This window comes from Kitasatospora purpeofusca, assembly GCF_042691725.1.
Lineage (GTDB): Bacteria > Actinomycetota > Actinomycetes > Streptomycetales > Streptomycetaceae > Kitasatospora > Kitasatospora purpeofusca_B.
The window spans coordinates 7,567,613-7,583,567 of record NZ_CP170483.1 but is presented as its reverse complement, the minus strand read 5'-3'; the positions used below and the strand labels follow the sequence as shown (position 1 = coordinate 7,583,567).

The 15,955-nt window shown below is 76.1% G+C and carries 13 protein-coding genes; 4 read left to right on the top strand and 9 right to left on the bottom strand.

Translation table 11 applies throughout. The features are described from left to right. Positions 1–268 precede the first annotated feature (268 nt). The 3 genes from ACFCLZ_RS32725 to ACFCLZ_RS32715 all read right to left on the bottom strand — a co-directional run bounded on the left by ACFCLZ_RS32725 (position 269) and on the right by ACFCLZ_RS32715 (position 2,875). A complete protein-coding gene (locus ACFCLZ_RS32725; RefSeq protein ID WP_380281497.1) occupies positions 269–952 on the bottom strand; it encodes a response regulator in 684 nt (227 codons plus the stop codon). Positions 953–990: 38 nt separating this feature from the next. Next, positions 991–1,479, bottom strand: coding sequence for a hypothetical protein (locus ACFCLZ_RS32720; RefSeq protein ID WP_380281496.1), 489 nt, complete (start codon positions 1,477–1,479; stop codon positions 991–993). A 124-nt stretch (positions 1,480–1,603) separates the two neighbouring features. After that, the gene (locus tag ACFCLZ_RS32715) at positions 1,604–2,875 is read right to left on the bottom strand and encodes a sensor histidine kinase (protein ID WP_380281495.1); all 1,272 of its coding nucleotides are present in this window, start codon (positions 2,873–2,875) and stop codon (positions 1,604–1,606) included. A gap of 228 nt (positions 2,876–3,103) precedes the next feature. On the opposite strand from ACFCLZ_RS32715, the gene ACFCLZ_RS32710 reads away from it, so the two are divergent. Both ACFCLZ_RS32710 and ACFCLZ_RS32705 read left to right on the top strand, forming a co-directional pair. After that, positions 3,104–4,453, top strand: coding sequence for a serine hydrolase domain-containing protein (locus ACFCLZ_RS32710; protein WP_380281494.1), 1,350 nt, complete (start codon positions 3,104–3,106; stop codon positions 4,451–4,453). Between the two features lie 215 nt (positions 4,454–4,668). Further along, entirely contained in the window at positions 4,669–5,415 is a 747-nt protein-coding gene (locus ACFCLZ_RS32705; RefSeq protein ID WP_380281493.1) for a (2Fe-2S)-binding protein, read from the top strand. A 34-nt stretch (positions 5,416–5,449) separates the two neighbouring features. Here ACFCLZ_RS32705 and ACFCLZ_RS32700 read toward each other — a convergent pair whose 3' ends face one another. From ACFCLZ_RS32700 to ACFCLZ_RS32675, 6 genes are all read right to left on the bottom strand, one after another. Next, complete coding sequence (locus ACFCLZ_RS32700; RefSeq protein ID WP_380281492.1) at positions 5,450–6,430, bottom strand: hypothetical protein; 981 nt, start codon at positions 6,428–6,430, stop codon at positions 5,450–5,452. A gap of 324 nt (positions 6,431–6,754) precedes the next feature. Continuing rightward, a complete protein-coding gene (locus tag ACFCLZ_RS32695) occupies positions 6,755–7,867 on the bottom strand; it encodes a hypothetical protein (protein WP_380281491.1) in 1,113 nt (370 codons plus the stop codon). Positions 7,868–8,009: 142 nt separating this feature from the next. Continuing rightward, the gene (locus ACFCLZ_RS32690) at positions 8,010–9,605 is read right to left on the bottom strand and encodes an alpha-amylase family glycosyl hydrolase (protein WP_380281490.1); all 1,596 of its coding nucleotides are present in this window, start codon (positions 9,603–9,605) and stop codon (positions 8,010–8,012) included. 280 nt (positions 9,606–9,885) lie between these two features. After that, positions 9,886–10,539, bottom strand: coding sequence for a bifunctional 4-hydroxy-2-oxoglutarate aldolase/2-dehydro-3-deoxy-phosphogluconate aldolase (locus ACFCLZ_RS32685; RefSeq protein ID WP_380281489.1), 654 nt, complete (start codon positions 10,537–10,539; stop codon positions 9,886–9,888). A 213-nt stretch (positions 10,540–10,752) separates the two neighbouring features. Then, a complete protein-coding gene (locus ACFCLZ_RS32680) occupies positions 10,753–12,369 on the bottom strand; it encodes an amidohydrolase family protein (RefSeq protein ID WP_380286365.1) in 1,617 nt (538 codons plus the stop codon). 62 nt (positions 12,370–12,431) lie between these two features. Then, positions 12,432–13,739: an amino acid deaminase gene (locus tag ACFCLZ_RS32675; RefSeq protein WP_380281488.1), complete on the bottom strand. Its 1,308-nt coding sequence runs from the start codon at positions 13,737–13,739 to the stop codon at positions 12,432–12,434. Between the two features lie 178 nt (positions 13,740–13,917). Here ACFCLZ_RS32675 and ACFCLZ_RS32670 point away from each other — a divergent pair, with 178 nt between their 5' ends. Together ACFCLZ_RS32670 and ACFCLZ_RS32665 are read left to right on the top strand one after the other, a co-directional pair. Continuing rightward, positions 13,918–15,159 carry a sugar kinase gene (locus tag ACFCLZ_RS32670; RefSeq protein ID WP_380281487.1) on the top strand — a complete coding sequence of 414 codons (1,242 nt, stop codon included), beginning with the start codon at positions 13,918–13,920 and terminating at the stop codon, positions 15,157–15,159. Next, positions 15,156–15,908, top strand: coding sequence for an IclR family transcriptional regulator (locus ACFCLZ_RS32665; RefSeq protein WP_380281486.1), 753 nt, complete (start codon positions 15,156–15,158; stop codon positions 15,906–15,908). Before ACFCLZ_RS32670 ends, ACFCLZ_RS32665 begins: the two co-directional genes overlap by 4 nt. Positions 15,909–15,955 lie beyond the last annotated feature (47 nt).

Genomic DNA, 15,955 nt, shown 5'->3' with positions numbered 1-15,955 from the left:
ACGAAGGTGAACCGCCAGGACAACAAATGTCCGAATCCGGCGGATTTTTCCCGAAACCCCCTGGTGATTCCCCCGCCCCGGGCGCATCATGGTGGTGGACCTGCGGGGTCGTAGAGGAAGTTCGACCGCAGGAGGCAGTGGCGACAGATCGAGACGGATCAAGGTCTGCCGCTGGTACCTCGGTCGACGATCGAACCACTTGGCCGGAGGACATCACATCCGGAGGCCATCCTCCACCTCGCAGGTTCCGCACGTCCTACGGCCCGCGTCACCGCACGGGCGGCACCGCGTACCCCATCTCCCAGGCGTGCACGGCGATGCCGACCCGGTTCTGCACCCCTAGCTTCCGCTGGATGCTCGCCACATGGGTCTTCACCGTGCCCGGGGAGATGAACAGCTCGGCGGCGATGTCCGCGTTGGTCCGTCCGGCCGCGACCTGGCCGGCGATCTCCACCTCGCGTTCGGTCAGCGGCGCGGCCGGGGCCGACCGGCGGTCCACCCGCCGGGGCGCGGTCATGTGCCGCAGCAGCCGCACGGTGACCGACGGGCTGATCAGGCTCTCCCCGCCCGCCGCCGCCCGGACCGCCTCGGCCAGCAGCGCCGGACCGGAGCGCTTCAGCAGGAACCCGCAGGCCCCGTGCCGCAGCGCCGGGTAGACGTACTCGTCGAGGTCGAAGGTGGTCAGCACCACCACCCGGACCGGCGTCGCGGCCCCCGGAGCGGCCAGCCGCCTGGTCAGCTCCAGACCGTCCATCCGGGGCATCCGGATGTCCACCAGCGCGACGTCCGGGCGCAGTTGTGCCGCGAGTTCGAGCGCGGCGACCCCGTCCGCCGCCTCGCCGACCACGGTGATGTCGGGCTGGGCGTCCAGGATCCGCCGCACGCTCCGGCGCACGGCCTCCTGGTCGTCGGCGATCAGCGTGCGGATGGGTTCCGGGTTCGGACTCGTCACGCACGGCAGTCTCGCACGACACCCCGCGGCGGCCGGACTCAGGCCGCCCCGGTGCCCTTGAGGTCGGTCGCCCGGCCGTCGCGCAGCACGGCTGTCCGCGTCGGCACCTCGACGCGGAACCGCGCGTCACAGTTGGCGAAGCCGGAGCAACTCGCCTCCAGGGTGAGGGTGTTGTCCTCCAGTGTCCAGCCGGTCCGCTCCTTGCCGATCCCGTCCGCCTTGAACCAGCGGGTCACCTTCACGTCCTGACGGTCCGTCGCCACGAGGTCGGTCGGGACGTGGTGCCGTGACACGACGTTCAACGTGCCGCCGCTGAAGCCGAAGACCGTCGACTCGGGCGTGGCGTCCCCGGCCTCGGCGCAGCCGGCGACCGCGGTCAGCAGAACGGCCACGGCGGCGCCCGCGACGGGCATCCGGCCCGCGGACCTCCCCCGCCGCCGACGGCCCGGGCCGGCCGGGGGCACGGTCGGGGACGTGGTCGGGGCGGGCTCGTCGGGCCGGTTCGGAACGGCGGGTACGGCGGCCATGGCGGCTTCTCCTTCGACAGACGCGGTCACGGCTACGAGCATCGCCGTCCGCCGCACCGCCGCCATCCGCCGATCGGCAGATCTTCGGCGGGCAGTTTCCGCCCTACCCCCCCGCCGATCCGGCCTACCGAACGGGCAGTTCGCAGCCGGTCCGCCACCCCGCCGGGCGCAGCGGCCCCGCCTCCAGCGTGCCGCCGTGCGCGGCGAGCCGTTCGGCGAGCGCCACCAGCCCGGTGCCGCCGCTGCCCGGCCGGCGCCGGAGCAGCCCCCTGACACCGGATCCGCTCGCGCCGTCGTCGCTCACCGACACGATCACCGCCGCCACGTCGCCGCCCGCCCGCACCTCCACCCGCACGACCGCCTCGGCGGCACCCGGCGCGTGCCGCCGCACATTGGTGAGCGCCTCCAGCACGGCCGCGTACGCCGCGGCCTCCGCCTCCCCGGTGAGCAGGCCCACGGCCTCCGGCGCCGCCTCCAACCGGGCACGGGTCGGCCCGGTCCTGCCGAAACGTTCCACCAACTCCGGCAGGTCCCCCAGCCCGTACACCCGCGTCGCGCCGACCGCGCCCACCGGAGTGTGCACGCCCTCACCGTCCCCGCGCGGCTCCCGCAGCGCGCCCACCATGGCGTCCATCGAGTCCAGTGCGCGCAGCCCGGCCTCCTCCAGCCGGCGCAGCAGCGCGGCCGTCTCCTCCGGCCCCTGGCCCGGCAGTTGCCCGGCCTGCGCCTCCAGCACGATGCCGGTGATCTCGTGCGCCACGAAGTCGTGCAGCCCGCGCGCCACCTCCAAGCGCTGCTCGCGCCGGGCCCGGACGACCGCGCGCTCGCGCCGCGCGTCCAGCACCCGCAGGTAGAGGCACACCCCGACCACCAAGGTCAGCGGCAGCAGCGAGACCAGCACGACGGCCACCGAACCGGACCAGGCCGAGTCCGGTTGCCTCAGGGTCCAACGCAGCGGCACGGCCACCACCGCCGCGACCGCCAGCGCGCCGACCACGCCCGCCCACCGGCCGCGGGTGCGCCGGGCCACCCGCCCCGCCAGCACCAGCAGCGCCGTCCACTCGAACGGCAGCCAGAAGGCGGGCAGCCGGTACGGGCCCGAGTAGAGGAGGTCGAGCAGCAGCGAGAGTGCCGCCACACCGCCCGCCGCCCCCGCGAGCGTCACCCGCCGCCACGGCCACGGCGCTGCCGCCGCCAGCGCGGCCACGGCGGCCAGCACCGCCGGCAGCAGCGCTGCCGCGCGCTGTCCCGGGTGCGCCAGCACGACGGGCAGCAGCACGGCCACCGCCGCCGCCACACCCACCGGCCGACGCAGCCGCGCCCCGCGGGCCGAGGACGCACCGGGAACGGAGGACGCACCGGAAGCACTGGGCACGGGACCGGACTCGACTGGCATGCCCCGAGCCTAAGCGGTCCCGTCCGGAGGCCTTCCGGGGGTCGACGCGCAGGGCGGGAGCCCCTGGACCGTACCGGCCGGCTTCACGGGGCGGGCCCGGTGACGCGAACGTCCGTCCCACGGCCACCTCTGACGGCGCGTCCGCTCCACGGCATCCCCGCCGACGACCGTTCGGGGACGGAGCACTATCGTTCGACCGACGACGAATCCGATCGGGAGGTCGACCGCATGCTGAACGGCTTGGACGCACCGGACGCACTGGACGGACTGGACGAGTTCTGCGCGCGGGCGCTGGCCGAACACGGCTGCGCGTCCGCCTCCGTGGCGGTGGCCGAACGCGACCGGCTCGTGCTCACCCGCGCCTACGGCCGGGCGAACGTCGCCGACCGGCGACCGGCCACTGCGGAGACGGTCTACGGGCTGGCCTCCGTCACCAAGGCCTTCACCGCCACCGCCGTCTGCCTGGCCGCCGACGAGGGCCTGCTGGACCTCGACGCCCCGATCCCCGGCAGCTTCCCGTGGACCGCGCCCACACCACGTCAGCTGCTCCAACACCGCGGCGGTTTCCCGGCGTTCTACAACTTCCACTACGGCGCCGGTCCGCTGCCCATCGACATCGACCGCTACCGCACGCTCGTCCGCGAGCCGGGTACCGACTTCGAGTACTCCAACATCGGCTACCACGAACTGGGCACGCTGGTGGAGGCCGTGACCGGCCAGGACCTGGGCGACCACCTGCGCGAGCGGATCTTCGAGCCGCTCGGCCTGACCAGCTTCGGTTACGGGCCGACCTACCCCGGGGCGGGGCCCGTCGCCCAGCGCTACTCCGCCGACGGCCGCGCGTACACCACCTGCTTCACCGGTCACCCCGCCGCGGGGGCCGCCTGGGCGACCGCCGGCGACGTCGCGCTGTTCGCCCGGACCGCCTCCCGGCTGCTCAGGCCCGCCACGCTCGCGGCCATGCACGACGCCGTGCCGATCAGCGAGCGGCTCGGCTACGGGCTCGGCCGGATCGTCTCGCGCGGCGCCGGACCGGTGATCCGCAGCCACGGCGGCGGCATGGGCGGCATCGCCACGATGATGATCGAGGTCCCCGAGCGCGAACTCTCGGTCGCCGTCCTGACCAACTCCACCGACAAGGCGGCCCGCGACGCGATCGTCGGCCACCTCATGGGCGTCCTGGCACCCGGCTTCTCCGGCGACCACCTCAACCCGGTGACCGACGAGACCCGTCCGACGGCGCTGACGCAGAGCGAGTGGGCCGGGGAGATCGGCACCTCGGAGGGGGACGTCCCGCTGCGGATCAGGATCCTGGCCGACGGCCGGGTGGAGGTCCGGCTGGCCGAGGGCCCGCCGGTCGCCGTACCGGCCGTCGCCTCCCGGCGCTGGGACCTGCGCGTGACCGCCCCGTTGCAACTGCCCACCACCGACGCCCGGTTGAACAGCCCCTGCCTCGGTCTCGAACTGCGCGCCGAGCCGGGCCGGTTGGCCGGCCGGGCCACCGCCTTCAAGGACGGCGACCGGGACGGCCGGCTGGGCGCCTACCTGGTCCACCCCTGCGTGCTGCGGTCCCGCTGACGCCGGGGCGGGGGCGGCCCGGCGGGCCGACCGTCCGCGGCCGACCGTCCGTGGCCGACCGTCCGTGGCCGAGCGGCGACGGTCCCCAGGAGCACGGCCCCGGCGTCCTGCGGCTCGGAAGACGGTCCGGGGCCCCGCGCGGTACCGTTCGTCCGGACCGGCGCCGACGATCCCGCCCCGCCCCGGCCCGGAGACGGAACCGGAGGACCAGCCCGATGAACGACGCGCCGCCCGACTACGGCCGGCTCGCCGCCGTCGGCCCGTACTTCGCCCTGGACGCCGCCACCGCGCCCGGCGAGGACCCACCGCCGGGCTTCCGGCCGCTGCGGGAGTTCTACGCCCCGGGCCCGGACGGTCCGTTGGCGCGCCGGGTGCGGGAGGTGGCCCGGCGGCTGGGCACCGCGGAGCCCCGGGTGGCGGCCTCCGTCCTGCACCTCGGCCTGGCCGCCCGGTTCTGCTCGGTGGGCCTGGGCGCGGCCGTCCTACTCGGCGAGGTGCCCGACCTGGGCGCCGACCGGGCCCGGGTCCGGGTCCCCGAGCAGGGGCCGATCGACCTGTGGCTGCCGTACCGGCCCACGGCCGAGCCCGCCCCGGCCGACCGGGCCCCGCTCGCCGACCGCTTCCGGCGGACCGTCGTCGAGGGGCAGCTGGCGGACCTGGCGGCGGCCGTCCGGGCCGCGGTCCCGCTCTCCGCCGGACTGCTGCGGGGCAACACGGCCTCCGCCCTGGCGGGCGCGCTGCGCGTCCTGGACGCCCACGCCGCCCCCGGGACGGCCGCCCCGGCCCGCGCACTCGTCGCCGAGGTGCTGGGCCGCCCACCGCTGGCCGGGACCGGCACGCTCACCGGGACGCCGGGCGGCAGCGCGTTCCGGCGCACCAGCTGCTGCCTGTACTACCGGGTCGGCCCGCGGGCGGGGATCTGCGGCGACTGCTGCTTCACCCGCGCCCCGGGCCGCCGCTGAAACCGGGCCCGCCGACACACCCCGACGCCCCCCGCTACCGCTCCAGCGTCGCTGCCAGGAGGTTCGGGTCGGCCATGGTGAAGTAGGCGGCGCTCGGCACGTACGCGGTGTCGCCGCCGATCCCGACCGAGGTGGGGTTGGAGAGGCCGTCCGCCGCGTCGAGGACGGTGTGGCGCGAGCCGTCGGAGCCGAGGTACACCACCTCACTGGCGGGGTTGAGCGCCGCGAGCAGGTCGTCGCCGGCGCCGACGAAGGCGAAGTCGTCGAGCCCGTCGAGGCCTCCGGCGCGGACCTCCACCGGCCCGGCGGCGCCGTCGGCCCGGATCGGGATGCGCAGCAGCGAGCCGGTGTCGGTGTTGCCGACCCACACGGCGCCGCGGTGCACCTTGAGACCGTTGGCGCCGAAGGCGCTGACCGGCTTGAGCCGGGCGTCGTCCGACCAGACCGCCGGGGCGCCGCCGTCCAGCGGGATTACCCGGACCAGCCCGAGCGCCGAGTCGGAGGAGTACAGCACCCCGGCCCGCTCGTCCAGCGCGAGGCCGTTGGGCAGGCTGTCCGCCGGGAGCGCGGCGATCCGCTCGGGCTCGCCGCCGGGGCAGAGCCGCCAGATGCCGGTCAGGTCCGCGGTGCCGGTGGCGTAGGCGAAGTACAGCGTGCCGTCGTGGGCGCGGGCCAGGCCGGAGACGGCGGCCCGGCCGAGCAAGGGGGTCGCCGGGTGCTCGGGCTCGGGCAGGGTGGCCAGGACGGTGAGCCGGCCGTCCGGGTCGACCCGGCCGACCTGGCGGGCGAAGGAGAAGGTGAGGTCCACCGAGCCGTCGGGTTCCACGGCGATGTTCTCGGGCTGGAGGTGCTCGGCGATGTCGAAGTGGGCGACGATCCTGGGGTCGGAGAGCGGCGGCGCCACGGCCACGGCCGGTGTGGCGGCGAGCAGCGCCAGCGCGAGGGCGGCGGCCGACGCGCCGGACAGCAGGGCGGCCGGGGCCAGGCGGGCGGGGCGGCGGAACGGTCGGGGCACGGCGGTACTCCTCGGGAGGCTGCGGACGGCCGGGCAGCGGCCTTCGTCAGCAGAGCACGCCGCGCCCGGCCGCCCCGGCGCCGCCGGGCAGCGCCGCCGCGAGGATCCCCCGGTCGGCCGCGCACCGCACACACCCGCAGGCACCGCGCACACCCGCAGGCACCGCGCACACCCGCGGGCACCGCGGCAGAAGAGCCGCGGCCCCGCAGCGAGGCCCGTGACCGGCCTGTCCAGGGCCGGTCACGGGCCTCCGACCCCCACCGGGGCCGATGCCCTGGCACCCGGTGAAGCCTTCCGGCGGCGGTGGGCCCGTCCGGGCAGCGGTCAGACCGCGACCGCCGACTCCTCCAGCTCCTCCAACTCCTCCTCGGCCGCCGGGCCCGCCCCCGTCCCGGCCCCGGTCTCCCGCCCGGCCCCGACCGCCGACCGGCCGCGCTTCTCGTACAACGCCGCACCGGTCACCAGCACGCCCGCGGCCACCAGCCAGAGCACCAGCACCAGCAGGTTCCCGCCGAACCCGGCACCGCCGTCGAAGTACAGCAGGCTGCGCGCGCCCTCCAGGAAGCCGGCGCCGGTCCAGAAGGCGTGCAGCCCGCCGAAGAACCCGTTCTGCAGGTCCGGCCGGTAGACACCGCCCGAGCTGGTGAAGTTCAGCATCACGAACAGCACCATCATGGCCAGCGTGGTCCACCGCTTGAGGAAGCTGTGCAGGCCGAGGCCGATGCCGATCACCCCGGCCGCGTACAGCCAGCCCAGCGCCCAGACCCCGGCCAGGTCGTGGTCCACGACGTGGAAGAGCGGCCCGGCGGTGACGATCCCGATCAGGCTCACCGCGAGCGAGACGCCGAGGCCGACCAGGACCCGGATCCGCATGCTCAGCGCCGCGCCGGCCGCGCCGATCACGGCCACGCTGCCGTAGGAGCCGATGCTGAGCGCGACCAGCAGGAAGAACAGGCCCTGGCCGGTCGGGTCGCCCTCGCTCGGCGTGGTGAGGTCGGTGACGGCCAGCGGCACGCCCTGCTGTCCGGCGACGCGCTGGAACACCTTCTCGGCCGCCATCGCCGAGGTGTCCGAGTTGGCCTTGGCGACCAGCAGCTCCGGGTGGCCCGGGTCCGGCAGGAACGCGCCGACCAGGTCGCGGTCGAGCAGTTGCCGCTCGGCGGCCGCGCGGTCGGGCAGCGTGGCGACGTCCAGCGCGTCGCCCGCCGCGCCCTGCACGGCGCCGGCCAGCTCCCGGGCCTGTGGCGTGGTGCCGACGACGGCGACCTTCAGGTGGTGCGGCTCGGGCTGGTGGAAGGCGCCCTGGTAGGCGAGCGCCATGCCGAGGCACATCAGCAGCGGGGTGAGCAGGTGGACCGCGAGGTGCTTGAGCGCGTGCCCCGGGGCGGGCGCTGCGGCGGTGGCCGTCCGGGGTGTCCGCACGGGGGTTCGATCCATCCTCCGGCCATCCCCTTCCATGACGGATGGTAAATGCAACTATCTGGATGCAGTCTACAACCACTTCGGGGGCGGACCGAAGTCCGCCCCCGGTGATCGAGGTCTCACACCCGCCGCACGCCGCCCACCCGCACGCCGCCGTCTACCCCAGCTCGAACACGCCGTACGAGAACCCCTCCGCCCGCAGCTCGCCGCCGGCATCGACCCGCACGCCCTGGACGTCCAGCGGCCGGGCCCGGTCGAACCCGCCCAGCGCCACCGCCGCCGGGACGACCGCCGGTTCCCGCCGCGGGTTGATCGCCACCAGGTAGCGTCCGGCCCGGGTGTACACCAGCGGGTACCCGGCCTGCCGCACCTCCACCGCGCCCCGCGCGCCCAGGCCCGGGTGCGCCCGGCGCAGGGCGATCAGCCGCCGCACGGTGTGCAGCAGCGAGGTCGGGTCGGCCCGCTGGGTCGCGACGTCCGGCCGGTGCGGGTCCGGGTCGACCGGCAGGTAGAGCCGCTCGGCGGGCGCCGCGGAGAAGCCCGCGTTCGGGCCGGGCGTCCACTGCATGGGCGTGCGCGAGCCGGCCCGGTTGTACGTCGGGCCGAGCACGCTGCCCTCGGCGTCCGGCAGGTCCGGCACGAACCGCATGCCGATCTCGTCGCCGTAGTAGACCGCGGGCAGGGTCGGCCAGGTGAGCAGCAGGGCGAAGGCCGGGGCCAGTTGGTCGGCGGTGCGCGGGCCGGTGGCCAGCCGGGAGAAGTCGTGGTTGGCGGTGGGGAGGGCGATGTGCCCGGCGCCCTCGGTCAGTTCGGCCGCCGAGCGCCAGGCGTCCAGGAACACCTGCGGGGTGCCGCGCCCCTCGGCCTCGAAGTAGCACGGGCCCTGCTTCCAGTACTCCTTCACCGTCCCCGCGTTGTTGTTCCACAGCGAGCGCAGCGGCAGGCCGTCCGCGCCGCCGAACTGCAGGAAGAAGTCGGCGTGGAAGCCGGCGGCGACGGCGGCGGCCGGGTCGCCCCACTCGGCGAACAGGGCGGCCTGCGGGTGGTCGCGGTCGAGCCAGTCGCGCAGTTCGCTCCAGAGCTTGCCGGTCTCCACGAAGCCGGGGTCGTCCTTGACCAGTGAGGACGCCATGTCGACCCGGAAGCCCGCCACGCCGAGGCCGAGCCAGTGGGCCATGATCTCGCGCAGCGCGGCGCGGTTGGCGCGCGGGCCCTCGGCGTCCACCGGCAGGCGCCAGGGCTCGTCCGGGTTCTCGCGCGCGTAGCCGAAGTTGAGCGCCGGCTGGCAGTCGAAGAAGTTCGGCCGGTACCAGCCGGCCCGGCTGCCGGGGGAGGCGACGAAGCCGTCCACCGGCCGCTCGGACCAGATGTAGCGGTGGTCGGACGGGTCCTGCGCCGAGGCCCGGAACCAGGGGTGCCGGTCGGAGGTGTGGCCGGCGACCAGGTCCAGCAGCACCCGGATGCCCTTGTGCCGCGCCGCCTCGACGAGGGCGGCGAGGTCCGCGGCGGTGCCGTAGCGCGGGGCGGGGGTGAAGTAGTCGGTGACGTCGTACCCCGCGTCGCGGAACGGCGAGGCGAAGCACGGGTTCAGCCAGACCGTGTCCACGCCCAGCCAGGCGAGGTGGTCGAGGTGGTCGGTGATGCCCGCGAAGTCGCCGATGCCGTCGCCGTCGGAGTCGGCGAAGGTCTGGGGGTAGATCTGGTAGAGCACGGCGTCGGTCAGCCACGCGGGGCCGGGGCGGGTCGAGGTCATGGGTGGAGTCCTCCTGCCGGGTGCCGGGGGCTACCGATTCTCGTCGAATCCCGGCCGCCCCGACAGCCCGGCCCGGCCACTCCCGGTCTCCCGTGGCGCGGTTCCCGGAAGCAGCCCGGGCCGTGCCGCGCGCCCTCCCGAGCCCCTTCCGCTCCCCCGCGCCCCTGCCGCCCGCCCGTTCCCGCCCGGCCGCCGGGCCTCACCGGGACCGCCGGGACCGGCGCCCGGGCGGCGGCGGGCGACCCGCTCCGCACCCGGGGCCGGCCGCCGGTGACCGCCGCTAGCGGGCCGCGCAGGCCTGCGTGAACGCCCGCGCCCGGCGGGTGATCTCGGCCCAGTCCCCGGCCGCCACCGCCTCCGGCGCCACCACGTCCGTCCCGGCGCAGACCGCCAGCGCGCCGTGCGCCAGGAACTCCGCCGCGTTGCCCGCGTTGACGCCGCCGGAGGCGACCAGCGGGACGTCCGGGTACGGTCCGCGCAGGTCCTTGAAGTAGCCGGGGCCGAAGGCCCGGGCCGGGAAGATCTTCACGGCGGCGGCGCCGAGGTCCACCGCCTGGGCCACCTCGGTCGCGGTGAGCGCGCCGAGCACCACCGGGACCCCGGCGGCGTGCGCGGCGTCCGCCACCTCGGGCCGCAGCCCGGGGGTGACCAGGAACGACGCACCGGCGGCCAGGCCGCTTTCGGCCTGCTCGGCGGTGAGCACCGTGCCGACGCCCACGCGGTGGCCGGCCCGCGCCGCCTTGGCCAGATGGGTCGTCACCTCCGGGGTGGTGAAGGTGAACTCGGTCCAGGTGATGCCGCCCTCCGCCAGCGCGGCACAGAGCGCGGCGGCGTCCGGTATCCGCGGGGCGCGGACGACCGCGATCACCGGCTCGGCGGCGAGTGCGGCCCGCGCCTCCGCCACCACGGCCGCGGCGGGGGCCTTCCGGTTCACGGGCGCCGGGCTCGCCGGGCTCGCACTACCGGGACTCGCAGTCCCAGGACTCGCATTCTCAGGGCTCGGATTCACGGGGTTCGCGTCCAATCGCTCGGATTCACAGGGCACTCCGGTTCAGGGGGTGCCGTCGGGGGATGTCGTCAGGGGGTGTCGTCAGGGGGCGCCGCGTTCCCCGGGGTGTCGCACGCGCTGTCCCACGACGCTCGGAGCTCATCCGGCCTCCACCCCCCGCCCGGTCCGGCGCAGCGCCCGCCCGGGGCGCGCACCCGTGGCGCGGCCCCGGTCGACGACGGCGGTCCCGTTGACGTAGACCTGCTCGATGCCCGCGGCGGGCCGCCGGGGCTGCTCGAAGGTGGCGGTGTCCTGGACCCGGTCGGGGTCGAACAGGACCAGGTCGGCGTGGTACCCGGCGGCGATCCGCCCGCGTCGGCGCAACCGCAGCCGGGCGGCCGGCCGGCCGGTCATCCGGGCGACCGCCTCCTCCAGCGTCAGGACGCCCGACTCCCGTACGTAGCGGGCCAGGTAGCGCGGGAAGGTGCCCCAGGCACGCGGGTGCGGCCGGGCACCGACCAGCAGCCCGTCGCTGCCGACGGTGTGCGCGCGGTGGCGCATGATCGCCCGGACGTTCTCCTCGTGGCCGACGTGCTGGAGGATGGTGGTGGCCAAGCCGTCCCGGAGCAGCAGGTCGAGGAAGACCTCGGTGCCGGTGCGGCCCTGCTCGGCGGCGAGTTCGGCGACGGTCCGGCCGACCGCGTCGGCGAGTGCGGGGGCGCCGACGCCGGAGAGCTGGATGGTGGCCCAGTCGGTGACCACGCCGTGGCAGCCGTCGCTGCCCTTCTCCTCCACCTCGTAGCGGATCCGCTCGCGCGCCGCCGGGTCGCCGAGCCGGTCCAGGGTGGCCTGCGGGCCGCCCTCGGTGGCCCAACTCGGCAGCAGGGCCGCCAGGGTGGTGGAGCCGGGCAGATAGGGGTAGCTGTCCAGGGTGAGGTCCACGCCGTCGTCGAGCGCCCGGTCGACCAGGTCCAGCAGCTCGCCGGCCCGGCCCTCGTTGACGCCGAAGTTCATGGTGGCGTGGGTGAGGTGGAGCGGGCAGCCGGACCGCCGGGCGATCTCGACCATCTCCGCGTACCCCTCCAACGCGCCCGCGCCGTACGAGCGCTGGTGCGGTGCGTGGAAGCCGCCGTACCCGGCGACCACCCGGCAGAGCTCGACCAGCTCGTCCGTCCCGGCGTACATCCCGGGGGTGTACGTCAGGCCGCTGGACATGCCGACCGCGCCCTCGGCCAGGCCCTGCGCCAACAGCTCGCGCATCCGGTCGAGTTCGGCCTCGCTCGGGGCCCGGTTCTCCCAGCCCATGGCGAGCATCCGCAACGAGCCGTGCGGCACCAGGTAGCAGGCGTTGACGGCGGGGCCGGTCCGGTCGAGCCGGTCCAGGTAGCCGCCGACGGTCCGCCAGTCCCAGGCGAAGCCGTCCGGGTCGCCGTTCCAGCCGGCGATCTGGCGGCGCAGCGCGGGCAGCGTGGTGTCGTCGACGGGCGCGTAGGAGAGGCCGTCCTGGCCGAGGACCTCGCAGGTCACGCCCTGGGTGACCTTGGCCGGGTGCTCGGGTTCGCGCAGCAGGGCGAGGTCGGAGTGGGCGTGCATGTCGATGAACCCGGGGGCCAGTACCAGCCCGTCCGCGTCCACCGTCCGGGCCGCGCCGCCCACCGCGGTTCCGGCGTCGGCGATCTCGACGATCAGCCCGTCGGCGATCCGGACGTCCGCCCGGTAGCGCCCGGCGCCCGTCCCGTCGACGACCGTGGCGCCCCGCAGCACCGTCCCCCGCAGCACCGTCCCCCGCAGCACCGTGCCGCGACCGCCTCCCGGTGCGCCGTCCGCTGGCCCGCCCATCAGAAGAACGTCCTGACCAGCCCGGTGACCTTCGGCTCGGCCGCCGAGGCGTCGTCCAGCACCGGGATCAGCGTCCACTTGTCGAAGGCGGTGCACGGGTGCGAGATCCCGAGCCGCAGCACGGCGCCGACCGGGGCGAGGTCGCCCGCGTCCCGCAGGAAGGCGTGCTGGTCGTTGAGCGCAGTGATCCGCGCCGCCGTGCCGGTCAGCTGCGCGCCGCCCCGCACCGACTGCGGCTCCGGCAGGCCCTCGTCGAACGGCAGGTCGCGCTTGCCCGCGTCCAGCAGGGCCAGCTGCGGCTCCGGCCGGGAGACCACCCGGGCCCAGCCGTGCAGCGCGGCGCGCAGCGCCCCGCCGCCGTGTCCGGCCCCGCGGGCGAGCGGCGAGATCCCCCGGTAGAAGCCGTCGTCGTGCGCGATGTACGCGCCCGAGCGCAGCACCACGAACGCCTCCGGCAGCGCGGCCAGCTCCTCGGCCACCAGGTCGAAGTAGGCGCTGCCGCCGGCCGTCACCACGGGCGCGGCCCCGTCCGCGTACCGGCCGGCCAGCCGTCCGTGCAGCTCGGCCAGCGATCGCAGGTAGCCGCGCACGGCGGTGAGGCCGCCCTCGCTCGCGTCGTGGGCCAGCGCGCCCTCGTAGCCGCCGATGCCGGCCAGCCGGAGGGTCGGCGCGTTCCCGACGGCGGCGGCGATCTCCACCGCCGCGTCGACGCCGCGCGCACCGGTGCGCCCGCCCGGGCCGCCGAGTTCGACCAGCACCTCGACCGGGCGCCCGGCCCCGGCCGCGTGCAGCGCCTCGTCCATCAGCCGGACGCTCTCGACGGAGTCCACCCAGCAGGCGAAGGCGAAGTCCGGGTCGGCGGCCAGCTCGCCCGCCAGCCAGCGCAGGCCCGCCGGGTCGAGCAGGGAGTTGGCGAGCAGTACCCGCCGCACGCCGAAGGCCCGGGCGACCCGCAGCTGCGGCAGGTTCGCGAGGGTGATGCCGTGGCTGCCGGCGGCCAGCTGCGCCTGCCAGAGCGCGGGCGCCATGGTGGTCTTGCCGTGCGGGGCGAGCGCCACGCCGGCGTCGGCGCACCAGCGGGCCATGGTGCGCAGGTTGTGGTCGAGCGCGCCCGCGTCGAGGGTGAGCAGCGGGGTGCCGAGGTCGGCGAGGCCGGGGCCGGTGTCCAGGTACTGGCGGACGGTCAGCCCCGCGGCGGCCGGTGGCAGCGCTTTGAACCGCCAGTCGAGCACCTCCTCGGCCAGGGCCGCCACCGCTCGGGTGTCGAGGCCGGGGCCGGTGCCGCTGCTTGCGAAGGTCTGGTCCACCGTCTTCCTCCATCTGCCATGTTGCAACATGCGCAATGAGGGTTGCACATGCTGGCAACACGGTTCTAGCATCGGCGCCGGACGAAGGTCAACGACAGCCGCCCGCCGCACGCGGGTCAGGCAGGCTCGCCACAGCACCCCCACCCGGCCGGCCGCAGCACTCCGAGGAGCCCAGCAGATGCCACGCCAGGACGCCGCCGTGAGCCCGGGCACCCCACTGCCCGGCCGTCCGGCGGCCGCCCCGTTCGCCCCCGGCCCGGCATCCGCCGTCGACGCCCCGGAGCCCGCCCCCGCGCCGCGCACCGCCCCGGTGGCCGTCTGCGTGGGCGAGTCGATGGCCGTCCTCCTCCCCGACCGGCCCGGACCGCTGGAGTCCGTGGAGAGCTTCCGCCTCTCGGTCGGCGGCGCCGAGTCCAACGTGGCCGGCGCCCTGGCCGCCCTGGGGGTGCCCAGCGCCTGGATCAGCCGGGTGGGCGACGACGGCTTCGGCCGCCGCCTGCTCGGCGAGCTGACCGCCCGGGGGGTGGACGTCTCCGCGGTCGCCGTCGACCCGCACCGCCCGACCGGCCTCTACCTCAAGGAGGTCGGCGGCGCCACCGGCGAGCGCCACGACCTCGGCCCGGGCCGCAGCCGGCTGCACTACCACCGGCGCGGCTCGGCCGCCGCCGCCCTCTCCCCCGCCCTGCTGGCCGATCCGGCCGCCGCCCGGCTGCTGGCCGGAGCCGGGCTGCTGCACCTGTCCGGCATCACCGCGGCCCTGTCCGACGACTGCCTCGCCCTGCTCCGCGCCCTGCTCGCCGACCGCCGCCCCGGCCGGCTGGTCAGCTTCGACCTCAACTGGCGCCCCGCGCTCTGGCGCGAGCGCGACCCCTCGGTCCTGCCGCCGCTGCTGGACGCCGCCGATCTGCTGCTGCTCGGCGCCGACGAGGCCGAGACGGCCTTCGGCACCGGCGACCCGCTCACGCTGCGCCGGCGCTTCCCCTCCCCCGCCACCCTGGTGGTCAAGGACGCCGCCCGGCTGGTCACCGCGGTCGAGCGCGACGGCACCGCCGTCTGCGAACCGGCGCTGGCCGTCGAGGTGGTCGAGGCGACCGGCGCGGGCGACGCGTTCGCCGCCGGCTACCTGGCCGGCACCGTCCGCGGCCTCGACCAGCGGCGCCGGCTGCGGCTGGGCCACCTGAGCGCGGCCTGCGCGCTGACCGCGCACGGCGACCAGGCCGAGCTGCCGCCCGCCGCGGTGGTCGCCGCCCTGCTCGACGCCTCGCCCGAGGACTGGGCGGCCACCCGGGTCTCGGCGGATGGCATCGTGTCTCCTGTCCTGTCCGCACCGACCGCCCCCGCGCACACCACGGAGACCGCCGCCGGGGGCGGTGCCGCCGACCCTCGACCGGCCGCCGCCCCGGCCCTTGGAGAGCCATGAGCCAGACCGTCACCCGCGCCCTGCGCATCCTCGCCGAACTCGGCGAGGGCGAGCGTTCCCTGGACCAGCTGGCCGAGGTGCTCGGCGTGCACAAGACGACCGTGCTGCGGCTGCTCCAGTCCCTCGAGGAGGAACGATTCGTCTACCGGGACGCCGGCTACCGCTACCACCTGGGAGCCGGCTTGTTCGCCCTCTCCGGCCTGGCCCTGGAACAGCGCGGGGTGCGCCGGATCGCCGCCCCTCACCTCGCCGAGCTGAACGCCGCCACCGGCCAGACCGTGCACCTGGCCGCGTACGAGGGCGGCGAGGTCGTGTACATCGACAAGTACGACTCCCGCCACCCGGTGCGGATGTACTCGCGGATCGGCCTGCGCGCCGCCCTGCACAGCGCCGCCGTCTCCAAGGTGCTGCTCGCCGACCTGCCCGCGCCGGAGCGGCGCCGGGTGGTCGCCGGTATCGACTTCGTCCCGCACACCCCCCGCACCCTGGCCACGCCCGAGGCGCTGCTCGCGGAGCTGGAGAAGGTCGCCGCCCAGGGCTGGGCGCAGGACCACGCCGAGCACGAGGCCTTCATCAACTGCGTGGCCGCGCCGATCCGGGACGCCAGCGGCCGGGTGGTCGCCGCCGCCTCGATCTCCGTCCCGGACGTCGTGCTCCCGTACGAGCAGGTGCTGGAGCTGCTGCCGCAGCTGCTCGCCACCACCCGGGCGGTCTCGGCCGACTGCGGCCAGGCCCCGAACCACCCCTGATCCGACCGTCACCACCCCGACCGACCGCACCACCCCGACCGCACCCC

What these genes read in the sequence shown, in the direction of transcription:
- ACFCLZ_RS32670 (WP_380281487.1), top strand. Translation starts at nt 13,918, where the DNA reads ATGCCACGCCAGGACGCCGCCGTGAGCCCGGGCACCCCACTGCCCGGC.
- ACFCLZ_RS32705 (WP_380281493.1), top strand. Translation starts at nt 4,669, where the DNA reads ATGAACGACGCGCCGCCCGACTACGGCCGGCTCGCCGCCGTCGGCCCG.
- ACFCLZ_RS32715 (WP_380281495.1), bottom strand. Translation starts at nt 2,875, where the DNA reads ATGCCAGTCGAGTCCGGTCCCGTGCCCAGTGCTTCCGGTGCGTCCTCC.
- ACFCLZ_RS32710 (WP_380281494.1), top strand. Translation starts at nt 3,104, where the DNA reads ATGCTGAACGGCTTGGACGCACCGGACGCACTGGACGGACTGGACGAG.
- ACFCLZ_RS32665 (WP_380281486.1), top strand. Translation starts at nt 15,156, where the DNA reads ATGAGCCAGACCGTCACCCGCGCCCTGCGCATCCTCGCCGAACTCGGC.
- ACFCLZ_RS32695 (WP_380281491.1), bottom strand. Translation starts at nt 7,867, where the DNA reads ATGGATCGAACCCCCGTGCGGACACCCCGGACGGCCACCGCCGCAGCG.
- ACFCLZ_RS32690 (WP_380281490.1), bottom strand. Translation starts at nt 9,605, where the DNA reads ATGACCTCGACCCGCCCCGGCCCCGCGTGGCTGACCGACGCCGTGCTC.
- ACFCLZ_RS32720 (WP_380281496.1), bottom strand. Translation starts at nt 1,479, where the DNA reads ATGGCCGCCGTACCCGCCGTTCCGAACCGGCCCGACGAGCCCGCCCCG.